Source organism: Clostridium sp. JS66 (assembly GCF_033561535.1).
GTDB classification, from domain to species: Bacteria; Bacillota; Clostridia; order Clostridiales; family Clostridiaceae; genus Clostridium_AM; species Clostridium_AM carboxidivorans.
The window spans coordinates 4918886-4936464 of record NZ_CP131467.1 but is presented as its reverse complement, the minus strand read 5'-3'; the positions used below and the strand labels follow the sequence as shown (position 1 = coordinate 4936464).

Annotated in this window: 15 protein-coding genes; all 15 read left to right on the top strand. The window is 30.1% G+C overall.

Features of this window, described 5'->3' with window-relative positions:
• Positions 1-15 precede the first annotated feature (15 nt).
• The gene (gene infB, locus Q6H37_RS22715; RefSeq protein WP_318736816.1) at positions 16-2103 is read left to right on the top strand and encodes a translation initiation factor IF-2; all 2088 of its coding nucleotides are present in this window, start codon (positions 16-18) and stop codon (positions 2101-2103) included.
• A 74-nt stretch (positions 2104-2177) separates the two neighbouring features.
• Positions 2178-2543, top strand: a complete 366-nt coding sequence (gene rbfA, locus Q6H37_RS22710; protein ID WP_007060071.1) for a 30S ribosome-binding factor RbfA — start codon at positions 2178-2180, stop codon at positions 2541-2543.
• Positions 2530-3489, top strand: coding sequence for a bifunctional oligoribonuclease/PAP phosphatase NrnA (locus tag Q6H37_RS22705; RefSeq protein ID WP_318736814.1), 960 nt, complete (start codon positions 2530-2532; stop codon positions 3487-3489). The genes rbfA and Q6H37_RS22705 overlap by 14 nt, the downstream gene beginning before the upstream one ends.
• Positions 3490-3510: 21 nt before the next feature.
• Positions 3511-4386 (top strand): tRNA pseudouridine(55) synthase TruB, encoded by an 876-nt coding sequence (gene truB, locus Q6H37_RS22700; RefSeq protein ID WP_318736813.1) that lies wholly within the window; start codon positions 3511-3513, stop codon positions 4384-4386.
• Positions 4387-4392: 6 nt separating this feature from the next.
• Positions 4393-5331 (top strand): bifunctional riboflavin kinase/FAD synthetase, encoded by a 939-nt coding sequence (locus Q6H37_RS22695; protein WP_318736811.1) that lies wholly within the window; start codon positions 4393-4395, stop codon positions 5329-5331.
• A gap of 115 nt (positions 5332-5446) precedes the next feature.
• Entirely contained in the window at positions 5447-5710 is a 264-nt protein-coding gene (gene rpsO / locus Q6H37_RS22690; protein ID WP_007060067.1) for a 30S ribosomal protein S15, read from the top strand.
• 154 nt (positions 5711-5864) lie between these two features.
• Positions 5865-7979: a polyribonucleotide nucleotidyltransferase gene (locus Q6H37_RS22685; RefSeq protein ID WP_318736809.1), complete on the top strand. Its 2115-nt coding sequence runs from the start codon at positions 5865-5867 to the stop codon at positions 7977-7979.
• A gap of 76 nt (positions 7980-8055) precedes the next feature.
• Positions 8056-9354 carry a pitrilysin family protein gene (locus Q6H37_RS22680; protein ID WP_318736808.1) on the top strand — a complete coding sequence of 433 codons (1299 nt, stop codon included), beginning with the start codon at positions 8056-8058 and terminating at the stop codon, positions 9352-9354.
• 68 nt (positions 9355-9422) lie between these two features.
• Positions 9423-9695, top strand: a complete 273-nt coding sequence (locus tag Q6H37_RS22675) for a YlmC/YmxH family sporulation protein (RefSeq protein ID WP_007060064.1) — start codon at positions 9423-9425, stop codon at positions 9693-9695.
• Positions 9696-9749: 54 nt separating this feature from the next.
• Positions 9750-10955 carry an aspartate kinase gene (gene dapG / locus Q6H37_RS22670; protein WP_318736807.1) on the top strand — a complete coding sequence of 402 codons (1206 nt, stop codon included), beginning with the start codon at positions 9750-9752 and terminating at the stop codon, positions 10953-10955.
• A 64-nt stretch (positions 10956-11019) separates the two neighbouring features.
• A complete protein-coding gene (locus Q6H37_RS22665; protein WP_318736806.1) occupies positions 11020-11691 on the top strand; it encodes a ClpP family protease in 672 nt (223 codons plus the stop codon).
• 110 nt (positions 11692-11801) lie between these two features.
• On the top strand, positions 11802-14066 hold the full coding sequence (locus Q6H37_RS22660; protein ID WP_318736804.1) for a DNA translocase FtsK: 2265 nt from the start codon (positions 11802-11804) through the stop codon (positions 14064-14066).
• Between the two features lie 96 nt (positions 14067-14162).
• Positions 14163-15500, top strand: a complete 1338-nt coding sequence (gene rimO, locus Q6H37_RS22655) for a 30S ribosomal protein S12 methylthiotransferase RimO (protein ID WP_318736802.1) — start codon at positions 14163-14165, stop codon at positions 15498-15500.
• Positions 15484-16071, top strand: coding sequence for a CDP-diacylglycerol--glycerol-3-phosphate 3-phosphatidyltransferase (pgsA, locus tag Q6H37_RS22650; protein ID WP_318736801.1), 588 nt, complete (start codon positions 15484-15486; stop codon positions 16069-16071). Before rimO ends, pgsA begins: the two co-directional genes overlap by 17 nt.
• A gap of 337 nt (positions 16072-16408) precedes the next feature.
• Positions 16409-17485 (top strand): recombinase RecA, encoded by a 1077-nt coding sequence (recA, locus tag Q6H37_RS22645; RefSeq protein ID WP_412523884.1) that lies wholly within the window; start codon positions 16409-16411, stop codon positions 17483-17485.
• The last annotated feature ends 94 nt before the right edge of the window (positions 17486-17579 follow it).

The following is a 17579-nucleotide window of genomic DNA, read 5'->3' as shown; positions in this document are numbered from 1 at the left end:
TCGGGGGTGAATACTTTGTCAAAAATAAGAGTTTATGAATTAGCAAAGGAATTAGGAATATCAAGTAAAGAATTAATTGGTATTCTTTCCAGTGAGTTTGGTATAGAAGTTAAGAATCATATGGGTGTTATTGAAGATGAAGATGCAGAATTAATAAAAGAACTTTTTGCAGAAAAGGAGAAAGAAAAAGCGTCGGATCCAAGTGATATTGTAGAAGAGAAGTATGAGGATTTAGCTGAGGAAAATCTTAAAAAAAGCATAAAGGTAACTAAAGTTAAAAATAAGAACAAGGATAACAAAGGTCAACAAGGTTCTGATGAAGATAATGAAGGTAATGAAATTGAGAAAGTTATAGAAATAGATGAAACTATAACAGTAAAGGAAATATCAGAGAAAATTGGCAAACCTACTACAGAAGTTATCAAACAGCTTATATTTATGGGAGTAATGGCAGCTATAAATCAAGAAATAGATTTTGATACTGCAGAAAAATTAGCAGAAAAATTTGATGTTTTAGTAGCTAAAAAGGAAAAGGATATAGATAAGGAATCTGTAGAGCAAGAAGAAGATGAAGAAGATGATGATGATTTACAAAAAAGACCTCCAATTATAACAGTTATGGGTCATGTTGATCATGGTAAGACATCTTTACTAGATGCTATAAGAAAAGCAAAAGTTACATCTACAGAAGCAGGCGGAATTACTCAGCATATTGGTGCATACACTGTAACTATAAATGGAGAAAAAATAACATTCCTTGATACACCTGGACATGAAGCTTTTACTTCTATGAGAGCAAGAGGTGCTCAAATCACAGATATAGTTATACTTGTAGTAGCTGCAGATGATGGAATAATGCCTCAAACGGTTGAAGCTATAAACCATTGTAAAGCTGCTAATGTTCCTATGGTAGTTGCTATAAACAAAATGGATAGACCAGGAGCTAATCCAGATAGAGTTAAGCAAGAATTAACTGAACATGGGTTAGTAGCAGAAGACTGGGGCGGAGATGTAATATGTGTACCTGTGTCTGCGCATACAAAAGAAGGAATAGATACATTACTAGAAATGGTGCTTTTAACGGCTGAAATGCAAGAATTGAAAGCTAATGCTGGTAGAAATGGTAGGGGAACAGTAGTAGAATCTAAGCTTGACAAAGGAAGAGGAGCTGTAGCTACATTGTTAGTCCAAAATGGTACTATACATGTTGGAGATTCTATAATAGTAGGATCTACTTATGGAAGAATAAGAGCCATGTTTGATGACAAGGGTAAGAAAATCAAATCAGCAGGACCTTCTATACCAGTAGAAATACTTGGATTATCTGAAGTTCCAGCAGCAGGAGATAGATTCCACCAGGTAAAAGATGAAAAAACTGCAAGAGAAATGGCTGATAAGAGAAAAGAAAAATTAAGAGCTGAGTACTTACAATCAACACATAAAGTTTCTCTTGAAGATTTATATAATCAGATACAAGAAGGAAAAGTTAAAGAATTGAACATAATAGTTAAAGCTGATGTTCAAGGATCTATAGAAGCTTTAAAACAATCTCTTCAAAAGTTATCTAATGAAGAAATAAAAGTTAGAGTTATACATGGAGCAGTTGGTGCAATAACTGAAACTGATGTTACTCTTGCATCTGCATCTAATGCTGTAATTATAGGATTTAATGTAAGACCTGATAATAATGCAACAGCAGCAGCAGAAAAAGAAGCTGTAGATATAAAAACTTATAGAGTTATATATAATGCTATAGATGATATAAAAGCAGCTATGATTGGAATGCTTGAACCAGATTACAAGGAAGTAGTACTTGGAAAAGTTGAAGTAAGACAGGTATATAAAATATCTAATGTGGGAACTATTGCAGGATGCTATGTAACAGATGGAAAAATTGTTAGAAATAGCAGTGTTAGAGTTATAAGAGATGGTATAGTAATATTTGAATCAGAGCTTGCATCTTTAAAGAGATTCAAGGATGATGTTAAAGAAGTGGCATCAGGTTATGAATGTGGTCTTTCTGTTGAAAAGTTTAATGACATAAAAGAGGGAGACGAAATAGAAGCTTATACTATGGAAGAAGTTAAAAAGGATTCACTTTAATTTAAAAATATTAGGAAATTGAGAATTAAAAGTAGTTATGTCATATATACTATGTAAGAATGAGGTGATATTATATGGCTAAATATAGAAGTGGTAGAATAAATGAAGAAATGAAAAGAGAAATAAGCACTATAATTCAGAATGATATAAAAGATCCAAGACTAAGTGCTATGATAAGTGTTACTAAAGTAGATGTGACAAAGGATTTAAGGTATGCTAAAGTATACGTAAGTATTTTTGGAGATGAAGAATCTAAAAACAGCACATTTGAGGCTTTAAAGGGTTCAGCCGGATTTATTAGGAGAGAAATTGGGCATAAAATAAATTTAAGATATACACCAGAAATACTTATAGAATTAGATAATACTATAGAACAAGGTATGCATATAGATGCACTTTTACACAAAATAAAGGAGAAAGAGCATCATGATAATGAATAATATTTTAAAAAAAATAAAGGAAAGTAATAGAATAGCTATTACTTTCCATGAATCTCCTGATGGAGACTCATTGGGATCTGCTCTTGCTTTGATGCAGGGGCTTAATAAGCTTAATAAGGAAGTTTATATACTTTCTAAAGAAAAAGTACCAGAATCTTTTTCTTTTTTACCTTGTTCAGAAGAAATAGATGGATTAAAGCATGAAGTTATTAATGAAACCCAGTGTGTAATAGTTTTAGATTGTGGCGATGTAAAAAGAATAAATGCAAATTTGGATTTTGAAAATAGGAAATATACATTGATTAATATAGATCATCATATGTCAAATGAATTATATGCAGACTTAAATTATGTAGATACTAATGCTGCGGCAGTAAGTGAAATTGTTTATCAAATGCTCAAAATTATAGGTATAAATATTACTAAAGATATGGCAGTGTGTTTATATACTTCATTGATTACAGATACAGGAGCTTTTAAATATTCATCAACTACTTCAGTTACACATACTATAGCAGGAGATTTAGTAAATACGGGTATTGACTTTAGTGAAATTCATAGAATTATATATGAAAACAAAAAGTTTGAGAGAATAAAATTTTTTGGAAAAGCTATTGAAAAAATGGATTTAGTTGGAGATAAAATATGCGTGATAACTATTACAAAAGATATGTTGTTACAGAATGGAAATGCAAAGGATACTGATACATCTGATATTATAGCTTTTGCTATGCAAATAGATACTGTAGAAGTAGCATTGCTTATAAAAGAAACTGAAGCAGGTATAAAAGCAAGTCTTAGATCTAAATCAAAAGTGGATGTGAGAAAAATTGCAGAAAAATTTGGCGGCGGTGGACATATAAAAGCTTCTGGTTTAGCTATGAATGATAAAACTTTAGAAGAAGCAAGAGAACTAATACTTAATGAAATAGAAAATTTATTATAAACAGAAAAAGAGTTGATATATATGAATGGAATATTAAATATTAATAAACCTTTAGGAATGAGTTCTTTTGATGTAGTAAGAAAAGTAAAATCTATTGCCAAAACTAAAAAAGTAGGTCACACAGGTACTTTAGATCCAGAAGCTTCAGGGGTGCTTCCTATATGTATAGGAAATGCTACTAAGCTTGTAGATTATATAATGAGCGATTATAAAATATATAAAGTAGAATTAATGTTAGGAATTACCACAGATACTTATGACAGGGAAGGAAAAGTAATTAAGAATTCTCCTGTGGATTTAGAGGTTGAAGAGGTTAAAAAGGTTATTAAAGAATTTGAAGGAAATATAGACCAAGTTCCTCCTATGTATTCTGCTTTAAAAGTTAATGGACAAAGATTGTATTCTTTGGCCAGACAGGGAATAGAGATAGAAAGAAAACCTAGAAGTATAACTATATACAGTATAAATATAATAGATATTCAATTGCCTAAAGTGATATTTGAAGTAAAGTGTTCTAAGGGTACATACATAAGAAGCTTATGCTATGATATTGGAGAAAAGCTTAAGTGCGGAGGCACTATGTGGAATCTTCAAAGAACTAGAACAGGAAGTTTTAATATAGAAAGTTCAGTGGATTTGGATAAATTAAATATAGAAAATATTAATGAATATTTAATTCCAATGGACAGAGCTTTAGAAAAATATCCTGCAGTTTACATAGATGAAAAATATGAAAAACTGGTGCTTAATGGAGTTACATTAAAGAATCCTATGTTGATTGAAAACATAGAAATGGATATATTGTATAGAGTTTATTTGGAAAAAGAAAAATTTATTGGCATTGGTATGAAACAAAAGTTTGGATTTAAAATGATAAAACTATTAATTCAGAGGTAATTTAATATGATTATAATGGAGGATAACTTTAAAAAATATTTACAGTATAATACATATATTGCCCTAGGAAGTTTTGATGGTATACATATAGGACATGTAAGTCTAGTAAATAAAACAATAAAGCTTGCAAGAAAAAATCAGGCTAAAAGTATGATATTTACTTTTAAAAATCATCCACTTAGTGTTATAAATAAAGAAATAGCACCTAAGATTATCATGGATAATTCTAGTAAAATAGAAGTTTTAGAATCTTTTGGGTTAGATGTGATAAACATGGCCAATTTTGATAAAGAACTTATGATGTTATCACCAGAAGACTTTATATTAAATTTAGTAAGTCATTATAGAGCTAAAGGCATAGTAGTAGGATTTAATAACAGGTTTGGATATAAAAATCTTGGTGATGTGGAACTGCTAAAAAAATTAAGTAAAAAATATGGATTTGATCTTTGTGTGATGGATCCAGTAAAATATAAAACTCAAGTAGTTAGTAGTTCAGTTATAAGAAATGTTATCTCCGACGAGGGTGATATGAAAAAAGCAAACAAAATGCTTACTAGACCTTTTATGCTGCAAGGTGATGTAGTTAAAGGAAAGCAATTAGGAAGAACACTAGGATTTCCAACTGTAAATTTGAATTATGATAAAAGATTTGTGCTTCCAAGAGGTGGTGTTTATTACACCTTAGTAAAATATGAAGATAAATTTTTTAGAGGAATAACAAATGTGGGATATAATCCAACTGTAGAAGATAATAAATTAAGCGTAGAAACCCATATATTGGATTTCGATGAAAATATATATAATAAGCATATAAAAATATATTTTATGGATAGAATAAGAGATGAAAAAAAATTTGATTCTGTGCAATTTTTAGCTGAACAGCTAAAGAAGGACAAAATATATGCAAAAAAGCAAAAATTAGAAATTAATTTTAAAAATTAATTTACAAGTGTATTTAGATTTGTTATAATACGTTTGTGATCCTTATGCTAAGAAACTCGACTTGCCGACGCTTTTCTTGGAATAAAGGGGATTAACATTTGGAGGTGTAGGTTTAATGGAAAAGGCAATAAAAGAAGAATTAATGAAAAAGTATGCAAGACATGAAGGAGATACAGGTTCTCCAGAAGTGCAAATAGCATTACTTACTGAAAGAATTAATCATTTAAATGATCACTTAAAGACTCATAAGAAAGATCATCATTCAAGAAGAGGTCTTTTAATGATGGTTGGTAAAAGAAGAGGTCTTTTAAACTACTTAATGAATCAAGATATTGCAAGATATCGTGCTATTATCGAAAAGTTAAATTTAAGAAAATAGTTTTATTAGAGCGGCTTAAAACCGCTCTATTATTTTAAACAATAATTCTTAAAATTATTGTAAATTCATAGTTGAATTAGTTTAATAATTGTATAATATAATTGATAAATAATGATAATAATATTATAACCATTGAGAGGAGGTTAATTTATTTATGAATCAAACACTAGAAACTACTGTTGCAGGAAGAACCCTTAAAATTGATTTTGGCAAAGTTGGAATGCTTTCAAACTGTGCTTTGCTTGTAAGTTATGGTGAAACAGTAGTACTTATTAATGCAAATGCTTCAGAAAAACCAAGGGAAGGGGTTGATTTCTTTCCTTTAAGTATAGAATATGAAGAAAGACTATATGCTGTAGGTAAAATACCAGGAGGATTTATCAAAAGAGAAGGAAAACCTTCTGAAAAAGCAATTCTCCATGCTAGAGCTATAGATAGACCTTTAAGACCATTGTTCCCAAAAGGATATAGAAATGACGTACAGGTGGTATGTACTGTAGTATCTGTAGAGCAGGATAATGCTCCGGACATATTAGCTATAAACGGTGCATCAATAGCGTTGAGCCTTTCAAGTATTCCTTTTAACACACCTTTAGGTGCTGTATCTGTAGGATTAGTAGATGATGAATTTGTAATAAATCCAACATTAGAACAAAGAGAAAAAAGCACATTAAATTTAACTGTATGTGCTACTAAAGAAAGAGTTATGATGGTTGAAGCTGGTGGATCTGAAATACCAGAAGATGTAATGTATGATGCCATCATGTTTGGATTTGAAGAATGTAAAAAAATAGTAGCCTTCCAAGAAGAAGCCATGGAAAAGCTAGGAAAACAAAAAGTAGAACCTAAATTATATAAGGTAGATGAAGGTTTAGAAAAAGAAGTTAGAGATTTTTCTTTTGAAATGATAAAAGAAGCTATGTACATAATGGATAAGGATGAAAGAAATGCGGCCATAGATTCTGTGAAAGAAAAAATTAATGATGAATTTGAAGAAAAGTATCCAGATAATGGTGCAGATGTAGCCGAAGTAGTATATAAACTTCAAAAAGAAATAGTAAGAAATATGCTTTTAAATGAAAACAGAAGACCTGATGGAAGAGGTTTTGAGGAAATAAGACCTATAAGCTGTGAAGTTGGATTACTTCCAAGAACTCATGGTACAGGTTTATTTACAAGAGGATTAACTCAAGTAATGACTGTGGCTACTTTAGGTGCTTTAGGAGATGTGCAAATTCTTGATGGACTTGGTTCAGAAGAATTCAAAAGATATATGCATCACTATAATTTCCCATCTTATAGTGTAGGAGAAGTTAGACCTTTAAGAGGACCAGGAAGAAGAGAAATAGGTCATGGAGCTTTAGCTGAAAAAGCTTTAGAACCACTAATACCAAATGAGGATAGTTTCCCATATACTATAAGACTTGTATCAGAAGTTTTAAGTTCAAATGGTTCAACTTCTCAAGCTAGTGTATGTGGTAGTACTTTAGCACTTTTAGATGCTGGTGTACCAATAAAAAGACCAGCAGCAGGTATAGCTATGGGACTTATAACTAGTGAAGATTTATCTAAGGAGAAGGTTTTAACTGATATACAAGGTATAGAGGACTTCTTTGGAGATATGGATTTTAAAGTAGCTGGTACAGAAGTTGGAATTACTGCTATACAATTTGATACAAAAATTCACGGATTATCAAATGATTGTATAAAGGAAACTTTAGATAAAGCTAGAAAAGCTAGATTGTTTATACTGGAGAAAATCCACGATTGTATTAGTGGACCAAGAGAAGAGTTATCAAAATATGCTCCTAAAACTTATACAATGAGTATTGATCCTGATAAAATAAGAGATGTAATAGGACCTGGTGGAAAGGTAATAAATAAGATTATTGCTGAAACTGGTGTTAAAATTGATATAAAAGAAGACGGAAAAATATTTGTAATGTGTGATGATAGCACATGTGCAAAAAGAGCTTTAAAAATTATAGATGATTTAACTAGAGAAGTAAAATCAGGAGAAATTTATTTAGGAAAAGTTACTAAGACAACAAATTTTGGTGCCTTTGTAGAAATACTTCCTGGTAAAGAAGGATTAGTTCATATATCTAAGTTGGATTTTGCTAGAGTAAATAAGGTTGAAGATATAGTATCTGTTGGAGATGAAATACTTGTTAAGGTAACAGATATTGATAATCAGGGTAGAATTAATCTATCAAGAAAAGATGCTATAAAGGATTCAGAGGAAAAAGAATCAAAGGAAGAAGAATAAAAATAGAAGGGCATTATGGTGCCTTTTTATTTTTATATAGGATATAAAAAATTATGTAATTCCTTAGGAGGAGATAATGTATAATTTATTTAAGTTGAATAATGGATTAAGAGTTGTTGTGGAAAATATAGATTATGTTAATTCTGTAAGTGTAGGCTTGTGGGTGGAAAATGGTTCAAGAAATGAAGACAAAACTAACAGTGGAATTTCTCACTTTATAGAACATATGTTTTTTAAAGGTACAAAAAAGAGAACTGCACTTGAAATAGCTGAATGTATAGAAGATGTTGGGGGTCAAATAAATGCTTTTACAGGGAAAGAAGCTACTTGCTTTTATATAAAAGCTTTAGATTCACATTTAGAATTAAGTCTAGATGTAATATCAGATATGCTCTTTAATAGTAAATTTTCCACTGAAGACATAGAAAAAGAAAAGGGTGTTGTAATAGAAGAAATAAACATGAATGAAGATTCACCAGAAGATGTATTATCAGACCTTCACAGTGAAGCTATATGGGGAGAAGACCCTATATCGCTTCCTATACTAGGGGACATAGATACAGTAAAATCTTTTACAAAGGATCAAATAGAAAAATATATTTCTTCATATTATATACCTGAAAATTCAATAATATCTATTGCAGGAAAATTTGATATGTCTAATATAGAAAAGCTTGTAGAAAAATATTTTGGACATTGGAATAGTAATAATAAAAAAATTACTATTTATTCAAAACCAGAATTACAGCAAAATCATCTCTTTAAAAAGAAAAGTATAGAACAACTTCATCTAAGCTTAGGTATACCAGGAATTGAAACAGGGAATGACAATATTTATACATTATTACTTTTAAGTAACATATTTGGTGGAGGAGCTTCTTCTATATTATTTCAAAAAATAAGAGAAGAAAAAGGCTTTTGTTATTCAATTTATTCATATGTTTCAGCTTTTAATAATACAGGTGTATTAAACATATATACCAGTTTAAATCCTAAGTATGCAGCAGATGTAGTATTTACTATAAAGGAAGAAGTGGAAAAGTTCACTAAAACTGGTGTAAGTAAAGAAAAATTAGTTAAAGCTAAAGAACAGCTTAAGGGAAGCTATATTTTAGGATTGGAAAGCACTAGTAGTAGGATGTTTAACAATGGAAAATCAGTTTTGTTTTTAAATAGGATTAATACACCGGAACACATTATAGAAAAGATTAATAAAATAGATGAAGAAAGTTTAAATTCTGTTATGAAAAAAAGCTTTGGAAAAGGTATAATAAATTCAGCTTTTGTAGGAGAAAAGGTAGATTTATCTCTTGTAACTGATATAATACAAAAGGATACTGTACCGTTTAAAAACTTCAAAAGTAAGCAAGTGTAATAACTACCTAATATAATTCATAGTATTAAAAATAAGATTAACTATAATTATATTAGGAGGTATTTAAAATGAGTGATAACGTAAAACTGTATAGTGAAATGGAGAGATATGAAATAATAAATGTAAATGATGGAGATAAGTTTAATTCATTAGGAAGTAATGATGTAGTTATTGACGAAGAAGGAAATTTAAAACTATTAATACTGAATAGTAGCAAATCTAAACTTGGATTGTTCGGAAAGACAGAATTTATAGAAGCACCATGGGAATGTGTAAAAAAGATTGGTTCAAAAACTATAATAATAGATGCGGATGAAAAAATGATAAAGAGATCTCATTAACATAAAAGAGGTCTCCTTAATATAATATTAATATAAATTTTTATGGAGGAAAAAATGAATATATTAGTACAAAAATTTGGAGGGACCTCTGTTTCTACTCACGAAAGAAGATTAATGGTAGTTGATAAAATATTAAAAGCTAAAGAAGAAGGATTTTCACCAGTAGTAATAGTATCTGCTATGGGAAGAAAAGGTCAGCCTTATGCAACGGATACTCTTCTTTCATTAATAGGTGAAGAATTTAAAAATAGTAACAAATTAGCTGCAGATTTATTAATGAGCTGTGGAGAAATTATAAGTACTGTAGTAATGAGTGAGGAATTAAATAAGAAAAATTTACAAGCAGTACCGCTAACAGGGGGACAAGCAGGGATTATAACTAATGATAATTACAATGATGCTTCTGTTTTAAGAGTAGACACAGATAATATAATGAATATAATAAAAGAAGGCAAAATTCCAGTAGTGGCAGGTTTCCAAGGAAGAAGTGAAAAAGATTTTATTACTACTTTGGGAAGAGGTGGAAGTGATGTTACAGCTTCTCTTTTAGGAGTAGCATTAAAAGCTGAGGAAGTTCAAATATATACAGATGTAGATGGTATAATGACTGCAGATCCTAGAATAGTTTCAGATGCTTTATTAATTGAAAAAATAGGGTATAATGAAGTTTTTCAATTTGCAGATCAAGGAGCAAAGGTAATACATCCTCGTGCTGTAGAAGTTGCAATGAAAGGAAATATACCTCTTGTTATTAAGAATACTCTTAATGAGTGCAAGGGTACTATAATAAGTAATCATGTAATACCTAATTCACATAACGTGATAACTGGAATAACTTCTATGGGAGATAGAGTTCAAATTACGGTAGAATTTGAACAAAATAAAAATAATGAAAATTACCATATATTATTAGATGAATTGGCTAATGATATGATAAGTATAGATTTAATTAATGTATTTCCAAAAGAAAAAATATTCACTATTGACGAAAAAGATATGGAAGATTTTAAAATAGTTATGGAGAATTTAGGGTTAAAATATTCTTTTGTTGAGCACTGTACAAAAATTGCTGTAATTGGAAGTAGAATGAGAGGTATTCCAGGTGTTATGGCAAAAATATTAAAAGCACTGTTAATGAATAATGTAGAAGTGCTTCAAACTGCGGATTCACATACAACTATATGGTGTCTTGTAGAAGAGAAGGATGCAGATAATGCTATAAATTCACTTCATAGTGAATTTAAGTTGGGAAAAGAATAATATTAAAATGAATAGGTGTCCTCTTTAATGCACAAAATAAACTTGTGTTAAGGAGGGGATTATTATGCCAGAAGAAAATGATAATAAGAATGAAAACTTGGAAAGCATAAAAGAACTAGGTGTTATGAATAATGAAAAAAATAAGGATAAAATTCAGGTGCTCCCTATAATAGGGCAAATAGAAGGACACATGATTTTACCTCCACAAAGTAAAAGTACTAAATATGAACACGTTATACCTCAATTAATAAATATAGAAAATGATGGCAATATAGAAGGATTGCTGATAGTTTTAAATACTGTAGGTGGTGATGTTGAAGCAGGACTTGCCATAGCTGAGATGATAAGAAGTTTAAGTAAGCCTACAGTTTCTTTAGTTATTGGAGGAGGACACTCCATAGGAGTACCACTTGCTACTGCAGCAGATTATTCTTTTATATCACCTTCAGCTACTATGATTATTCATCCTATAAGAATGAATGGTTTAGTTATAGGTGTTCCTCAAACCTTTGAATATTTTAACAAAATGCAGGAAAGAATAACAGAATTCATAGTTAGAACATCCAAAATAAAGAGAGAACAGGTGCAAAAACTTATGGTTCAGACAGATGAGCTTTTAAATGATATGGGCACTATATTAATAGGAGAACAGGCAGTAGAAGCTGGACTTATAGATCAGGTAGGGGGCATAAGTGATGCCATAAAGAAATTAAATGTTCTTATGGAGGAAAAATAGTTTTTAGTAAAAATCACCATAGGTGCTTCCTATGGTAATTTATATTTATAGAAAATTTGAAAGGAAATCCTTATTAAATGTAGAATTATTAACTGGAGGTGATAAGTTACATGGCTAGAAAAATGGCTAGGAAAAAGGAAAAATATGAATTAAATAGTGATATAAAAGGCATTTTATTAGTTACTATAGGAATACTCATGGTAATTAGTGTTTTTTCTTCTGAAGCCTCAGGCATCTTAGGCAAGTTTGTAAGAAAGATATTAATAGCCATTGCAGGACTTGGAGCCTTTATTTTTCCTATTTTAATAATTTTTATAGGATTTTGTTGCATAGTAAAAAAAAATAGGATAAGCTTTAGTAAGAAATTTTATGGAATACTAATTTCTATAATAAATACTTTATTATTTATACAGATGATATTAATGCCTAATTATTATGTAAATAATGATATAAGCCTAGGTATAAAAAAGATATATGAGACAGACAAAATAGTACATGGAGGAATTATAAGCTTTTTAATCGATATACCTTTATTGAATTTATTTGGTACTGCAGGTTGCTATGTGATTTTTATTGCTATATATATAATATGCTTCATATTAATGAGTAAGATTAGCATATATGATATATTACATAATATTAAATATGCACTAAAAGATGATGGTGTGGATGATGAAATTATTCAAGAAAAAGAAGACATAAAAGGTGATCATTTAGAAAATAATGATGAAAAGCAAAGTTTTATAAAAAATATAAATAATAGAATAAAGATATTAGACTTTATGAAAGCAGGAGATAAGAAAACTGATGAAGAAGTAAAGGATATTGAAATTAAAAAAGATGAAAAATTAAGGGACAAGGTTCCAGAAGTGCAAATTCAATGTGCTGCAGATAAAGCAGTAGATGATTCAATTAACATGGAACTTGATAGACAGATAAAAATAGGTCATAATGTACAAAGTATCAAATATAAAATTCCACCGATAGACTTGCTTAAGCTCAATGTTCAATCTAAATTAAATAAAGAGGATAAAAGGGAATTAATCAGTAATGCTAATAAGTTAGTTGAGACTTTAGCTAGTTTTGGTGTTGAGGCTAATGTAAATCAAGTTAGCAAAGGTCCTTCAGTTACCAGATTTGAACTACAACCAAGTCCAGGAGTGAAGGTAAGTAAAATAGTTAATTTATCTGATGACATAGCATTAGGACTTGCAGCTTCAGGAGTTAGAATAGAAGCTCCTATACCTGGTAAATCTGCTATAGGAATAGAAGTACCTAATAGAGATTTAACACCTGTTTATTTGAGAGAAGTTATAGAGTCACCTGAATTTGCAAATTATAATAAAAATTTGGTTTACTGCTTAGGAAAAGATATAGGAGGAAATTGTGTTGTATCTGATCTTAGCAAAATGCCTCATATGCTTATAGCAGGTGCAACTGGTTCTGGTAAAAGTGTATGTATAAATACACTTATAATAAGTTTGCTTTATAAATACTCACCAGAAAATGTAAAGCTCTTAATGATAGATCCTAAAGTAGTTGAACTCAGTGTTTATAATGGAATACCTCATCTTTTGATACCTGTGGTTACAGATCCTAAAAAAGCTGCAGGTGCTTTAAATTGGGCTGTTCAAGAAATGACTAGAAGATATAAGCTTTTTGCAGAAAATTCAGTGAGAAATATTGAAGGTTATAATGAATTATTTGAAAAAGGCAAAATTGAAAGTAAGTTACCTTTTGTGGTAATAATTATTGATGAATTAGCAGATTTAATGATGGTATGTCCAAATGATATTGAAGATTATATAGGAAGGCTAGCACAAATGGCAAGAGCTGCAGGAATGCATTTAGTTATTGCAACACAAAGACCTTCTGTTGACGTTATTACAGGAGTTATAAAAGCTAATATACCATCGAGGATATCTTTTGCTGTATCAAGCCAGATAGATTCTCGAACTATACTTGATACCACTGGTGCAGAAAAGCTTTTAGGAAAAGGTGACATGTTATTTTATCCTGTAGGGGAGCCTAAACCTGTAAGAATACAAGGCGCATTCATTTCAGAAAATGAAGTAGAAAATGTGGTTAACTTTATTAAAGAACAGCAGGGAGAACCAGAATATAAAGATGAAATAATAAATCAAATAGATAGTAGTACAAGTGGAAGCAATTCAGAATGTGATGAATTATTGAGTGAAGCTACCAGAATAGTTGTTGATGCAGGTCAAGCTTCTACATCGCTTTTACAAAGAAGACTTAGAATAGGATATAATAGAGCTGCTAGAATAATAGACCAAATGGAGGAAAGAGGAATTATTTCAGGGAGAGATGGAAGTAAACCAAGGCAGGTGCTTATAAATCGAGAAGATTTGTAATTAAATCTAAAAACTTACTTGTAAAATATAAAAAGTAGATTTAAAATAAAGTGTGTGTTTTTTAATTTTAACAGTATATATTCAGGAGGAAAAATAGTGGATAATTTAAAAGTTGGACTAATAAGTTTGGGATGTGATAAAAATAGAATAGATTCTGAAATTATTCTCAGCAATATTAAAGCTAACAATGAAATAATAAATGATGCAAAAAAAGCAGACATAATAATTGTAAACACCTGTGGATTTATAGAATCTTCAAAACAAGAATCTATAGATACTATACTGGAAATGGCTAAATATAAAAATAAATATAATTGTAAATTGCTTGTAGTAACAGGATGTCTTACTCAAAGATATGGTAAAGAACTTATGGAGCTTATGCCGGAAATAGATGTAATGCTAGGAGTTAATGATTATGATAAATTAAATGAAAGCATAGATAAGTGTATTAAAAATAGTGAAGAAAAGGTTTATAGCTGTGAATATAAAGATGCAGGAATAAATGAAGGAGAAAGAATTTTAACAACTCCATCTCATACAGCTTACATAAGAATAGCAGAAGGCTGTAATAATTTTTGCACTTATTGTATAATTCCTAAAATAAGAGGAAAATATAGAAGTAGATCAATGGAAAATATTATAAAAGAAGCACAAAGTTTAGCACAGCAAGGGGTTAAAGAAATAATACTTGTAGCCCAAGATACTACTAGATATGGAACAGACATATATGATAAAAAAGCTCTTAGTGAACTTATACGTGAGCTTTCTAAAATAGAGAATATTCATTGGATAAGGATACTTTATTGTTATCCAGAAGAAATTACAGAAGAACTTATAGATGAAATAGCAACTAATACTAAAGTATGTAAATATTTAGATATTCCACTTCAACATATAAGTAATAATATTTTAAAGGCTATGGGAAGAAGAGGAACTAAAGAAGAGATATTAAATAATATAAATAAACTTCGAGAAAAAGTAAAAAATATTGTACTTAGAACATCTATTATAGTAGGCTTTCCAGGAGAAACTGAAGAAGACTTTCAGGAATTAAAAGATTTTATTAAGGAGGAAAAACTGGATAAGTTAGGAGTATTTAAGTATTCCAGAGAAGATGGAACTCCAGCAGCTTTAATGAAAAATCAGATCGATGAAAAGGTAAAGGAAAGTCGAGAAGAAGAACTGATGAGTATTCAACAGGAAATATCAAAACAGATCAATAGCAATAAAATCGGAAGAGTGTATGAAGTTATAGTAGAAGGTAAAGAAGAAGAATGGTATGGAAGAAACTATGAGATGACACCAGAGATAGATGGGTTAGTCTACTTTAACTGTGATAAGAATTTGGAAATTGGGTCCATAGTTAACGTAAAGATTACTCATAGCTTGGAATATGATTTAATAGGAGTTGTATGTGATGAATCTTGCAAATAAACTTACGATATTAAGAATTTTATTAATTCCCTTCTTTCTAATATTTATAACTATAAAAGGTGTACCTTATGGTAAACTTATTGCCATTGCTATATTTATAATAGCTTCAATTACAGATAAGCTGGATGGATACATAGCAAGAAGTAGAAATCAAGTAACTAGGTTTGGCAAATTTATGGATCCTTTGGCAGATAAGTTATTAGTTACAGCAGCATTAATATCATTAGTGGAATATCGTATAATACCAAACTGGGTAGCTACAATAATTATTGCTAGAGAATTTGCAGTAACAGGCTTGAGAACAGTAGCTGCAGCAGAAGGTATAGTTATAGCAGCTAGTAAATGGGGAAAGGCTAAAACAGTAACCCAAATAATAGCAATTGTATTAGCATTGGTAAACTTGAATTATAATCATGTATCTTTGGGAATTATTAAAAGGTTTATTAATTACCCACATAAATTTTTAAATATAACTACAGATGTAGCAATGGGATTAGCAGTGATTATTACTATAATTTCAGGTGTGGATTATTTTGTTAAAAATAAGGAAGTAATGAGAACAGACAAATAGAAAATAAAATTTAGCATGATAAGTAAAATGTGATACAATATTTTAGTGGATATTTAATAGTTAAGAAAGTTACTTTTTACAGTAAAGAACTTTCTTAGCTGATTATTAATTATTATTCATTTTGAAAATTGTATCTTATTTTTTTGTTTGTGGACTAGATACATGCAATACTGTCAATAATTACATTGTAAAGTTAAAAATGTTATTTTTAATTAGATTTATGTAGTTGACCATGAATGTAATATATTATATAATTAGTTTAGAACAAGTGTTCGAATTTGTGATAAGCGAGTTTTATATTATTATATATTGTAATTTAAGAAAGGAAGTGACCCTTTTGGGAAACGTTAATGGCGAAAAGTTAAAGGCTTTAGAAGCTGCACTTGGACAGATAGAGAAACAATTTGGAAAAGGATCTATAATGAAATTAGGGGAACATAGTACTTTAGATATAGAAGCTATATCAACAGGATGTTTAGATCTTGATATAGCTTTAGGGATAGGTGGTGTTCCAAGAGGCAGAGTAGTAGAGATATATGGCCCTGAATCTTCAGGTAAAACTACTGTTGCACTGCATATAGTAGCTGAAGCGCAAAAAGCTGCAGGAGCTGCTGCATTTATAGATGCAGAGCATGCATTAGATCCAGTTTATGCAAGAGCATTAGGTGTAGATATAGAAAACTTAATAGTATCCCAACCAGATACAGGAGAACAAGCATTAGAAATAGCTGAAGCTTTAGTAAGATCTGGAGCTGTCGATGTAATTGTTGTAGATTCTGTTGCGGCTTTAGTTCCTAAGGCTGAAATAGAAGGAGAAATGGGAGATTCACATGTGGGATTACAGGCAAGACTTATGTCTCAAGCTTTGAGAAAACTTACAGGAGCTATAAATAAGTCAAAATGTGTGATTATATTTATAAACCAATTAAGGGAAAAAGTTGGTGTTATGTTTGGAAATCCTGAAACTACACCAGGTGGAAGAGCATTAAAATTCTATGCTTCAGTAAGAATGGATATTAGAAGAATAGATTCCATAAAACAGGGAGATTCAATTGTAGGTAATAGAACAAGAGTAAAAGTTACTAAAAATAAAGTTGCACCACCATTTAAACAAGCGGAATTTGATATAATGTATAATCAAGGAATATCAAGAGAAGGAAATGTATTAGATGTAGGAGTAAGGGAAGAACTTGTACAGAAAAGTGGAGCATGGTTTGCATATAAAGAAAATAGACTTGGTCAAGGAAGAGAAAATGCAAAACAATTTTTAAAGGAAAATTCAAGTATATTATGTGAAATAGAAAATAAAATAAGGGAAAAATATGAGTTACCTATTATTAAACCTAGTGCTAATAAAGCTGAAGCTAAGAATGAAAATAAATCAAAACAAGAAGCTAATTCTGAAAATAAATAGTGTTTAGGTTATCGCAAGTTGTAAAAAACTTGCGATTTTATTAAACAATTATTGGTGTAATTTATTGAAGGAATTAGTAAGAAAGACAATAACT

What these genes read in the sequence shown, in the direction of transcription:
- rbfA (WP_007060071.1), top strand. Translation starts at nt 2,178, where the DNA reads ATGGCTAAATATAGAAGTGGTAGAATAAATGAAGAAATGAAAAGAGAA.
- Q6H37_RS22705 (WP_318736814.1), top strand. Translation starts at nt 2,530, where the DNA reads ATGATAATGAATAATATTTTAAAAAAAATAAAGGAAAGTAATAGAATA.
- truB (WP_318736813.1), top strand. Translation starts at nt 3,511, where the DNA reads ATGAATGGAATATTAAATATTAATAAACCTTTAGGAATGAGTTCTTTT.
- Q6H37_RS22695 (WP_318736811.1), top strand. Translation starts at nt 4,393, where the DNA reads ATGATTATAATGGAGGATAACTTTAAAAAATATTTACAGTATAATACA.
- rpsO (WP_007060067.1), top strand. Translation starts at nt 5,447, where the DNA reads ATGGAAAAGGCAATAAAAGAAGAATTAATGAAAAAGTATGCAAGACAT.
- Q6H37_RS22685 (WP_318736809.1), top strand. Translation starts at nt 5,865, where the DNA reads ATGAATCAAACACTAGAAACTACTGTTGCAGGAAGAACCCTTAAAATT.
- Q6H37_RS22680 (WP_318736808.1), top strand. Translation starts at nt 8,056, where the DNA reads ATGTATAATTTATTTAAGTTGAATAATGGATTAAGAGTTGTTGTGGAA.
- Q6H37_RS22675 (WP_007060064.1), top strand. Translation starts at nt 9,423, where the DNA reads ATGAGTGATAACGTAAAACTGTATAGTGAAATGGAGAGATATGAAATA.
- dapG (WP_318736807.1), top strand. Translation starts at nt 9,750, where the DNA reads ATGAATATATTAGTACAAAAATTTGGAGGGACCTCTGTTTCTACTCAC.
- Q6H37_RS22665 (WP_318736806.1), top strand. Translation starts at nt 11,020, where the DNA reads ATGCCAGAAGAAAATGATAATAAGAATGAAAACTTGGAAAGCATAAAA.
- Q6H37_RS22660 (WP_318736804.1), top strand. Translation starts at nt 11,802, where the DNA reads ATGGCTAGAAAAATGGCTAGGAAAAAGGAAAAATATGAATTAAATAGT.
- pgsA (WP_318736801.1), top strand. Translation starts at nt 15,484, where the DNA reads ATGAATCTTGCAAATAAACTTACGATATTAAGAATTTTATTAATTCCC.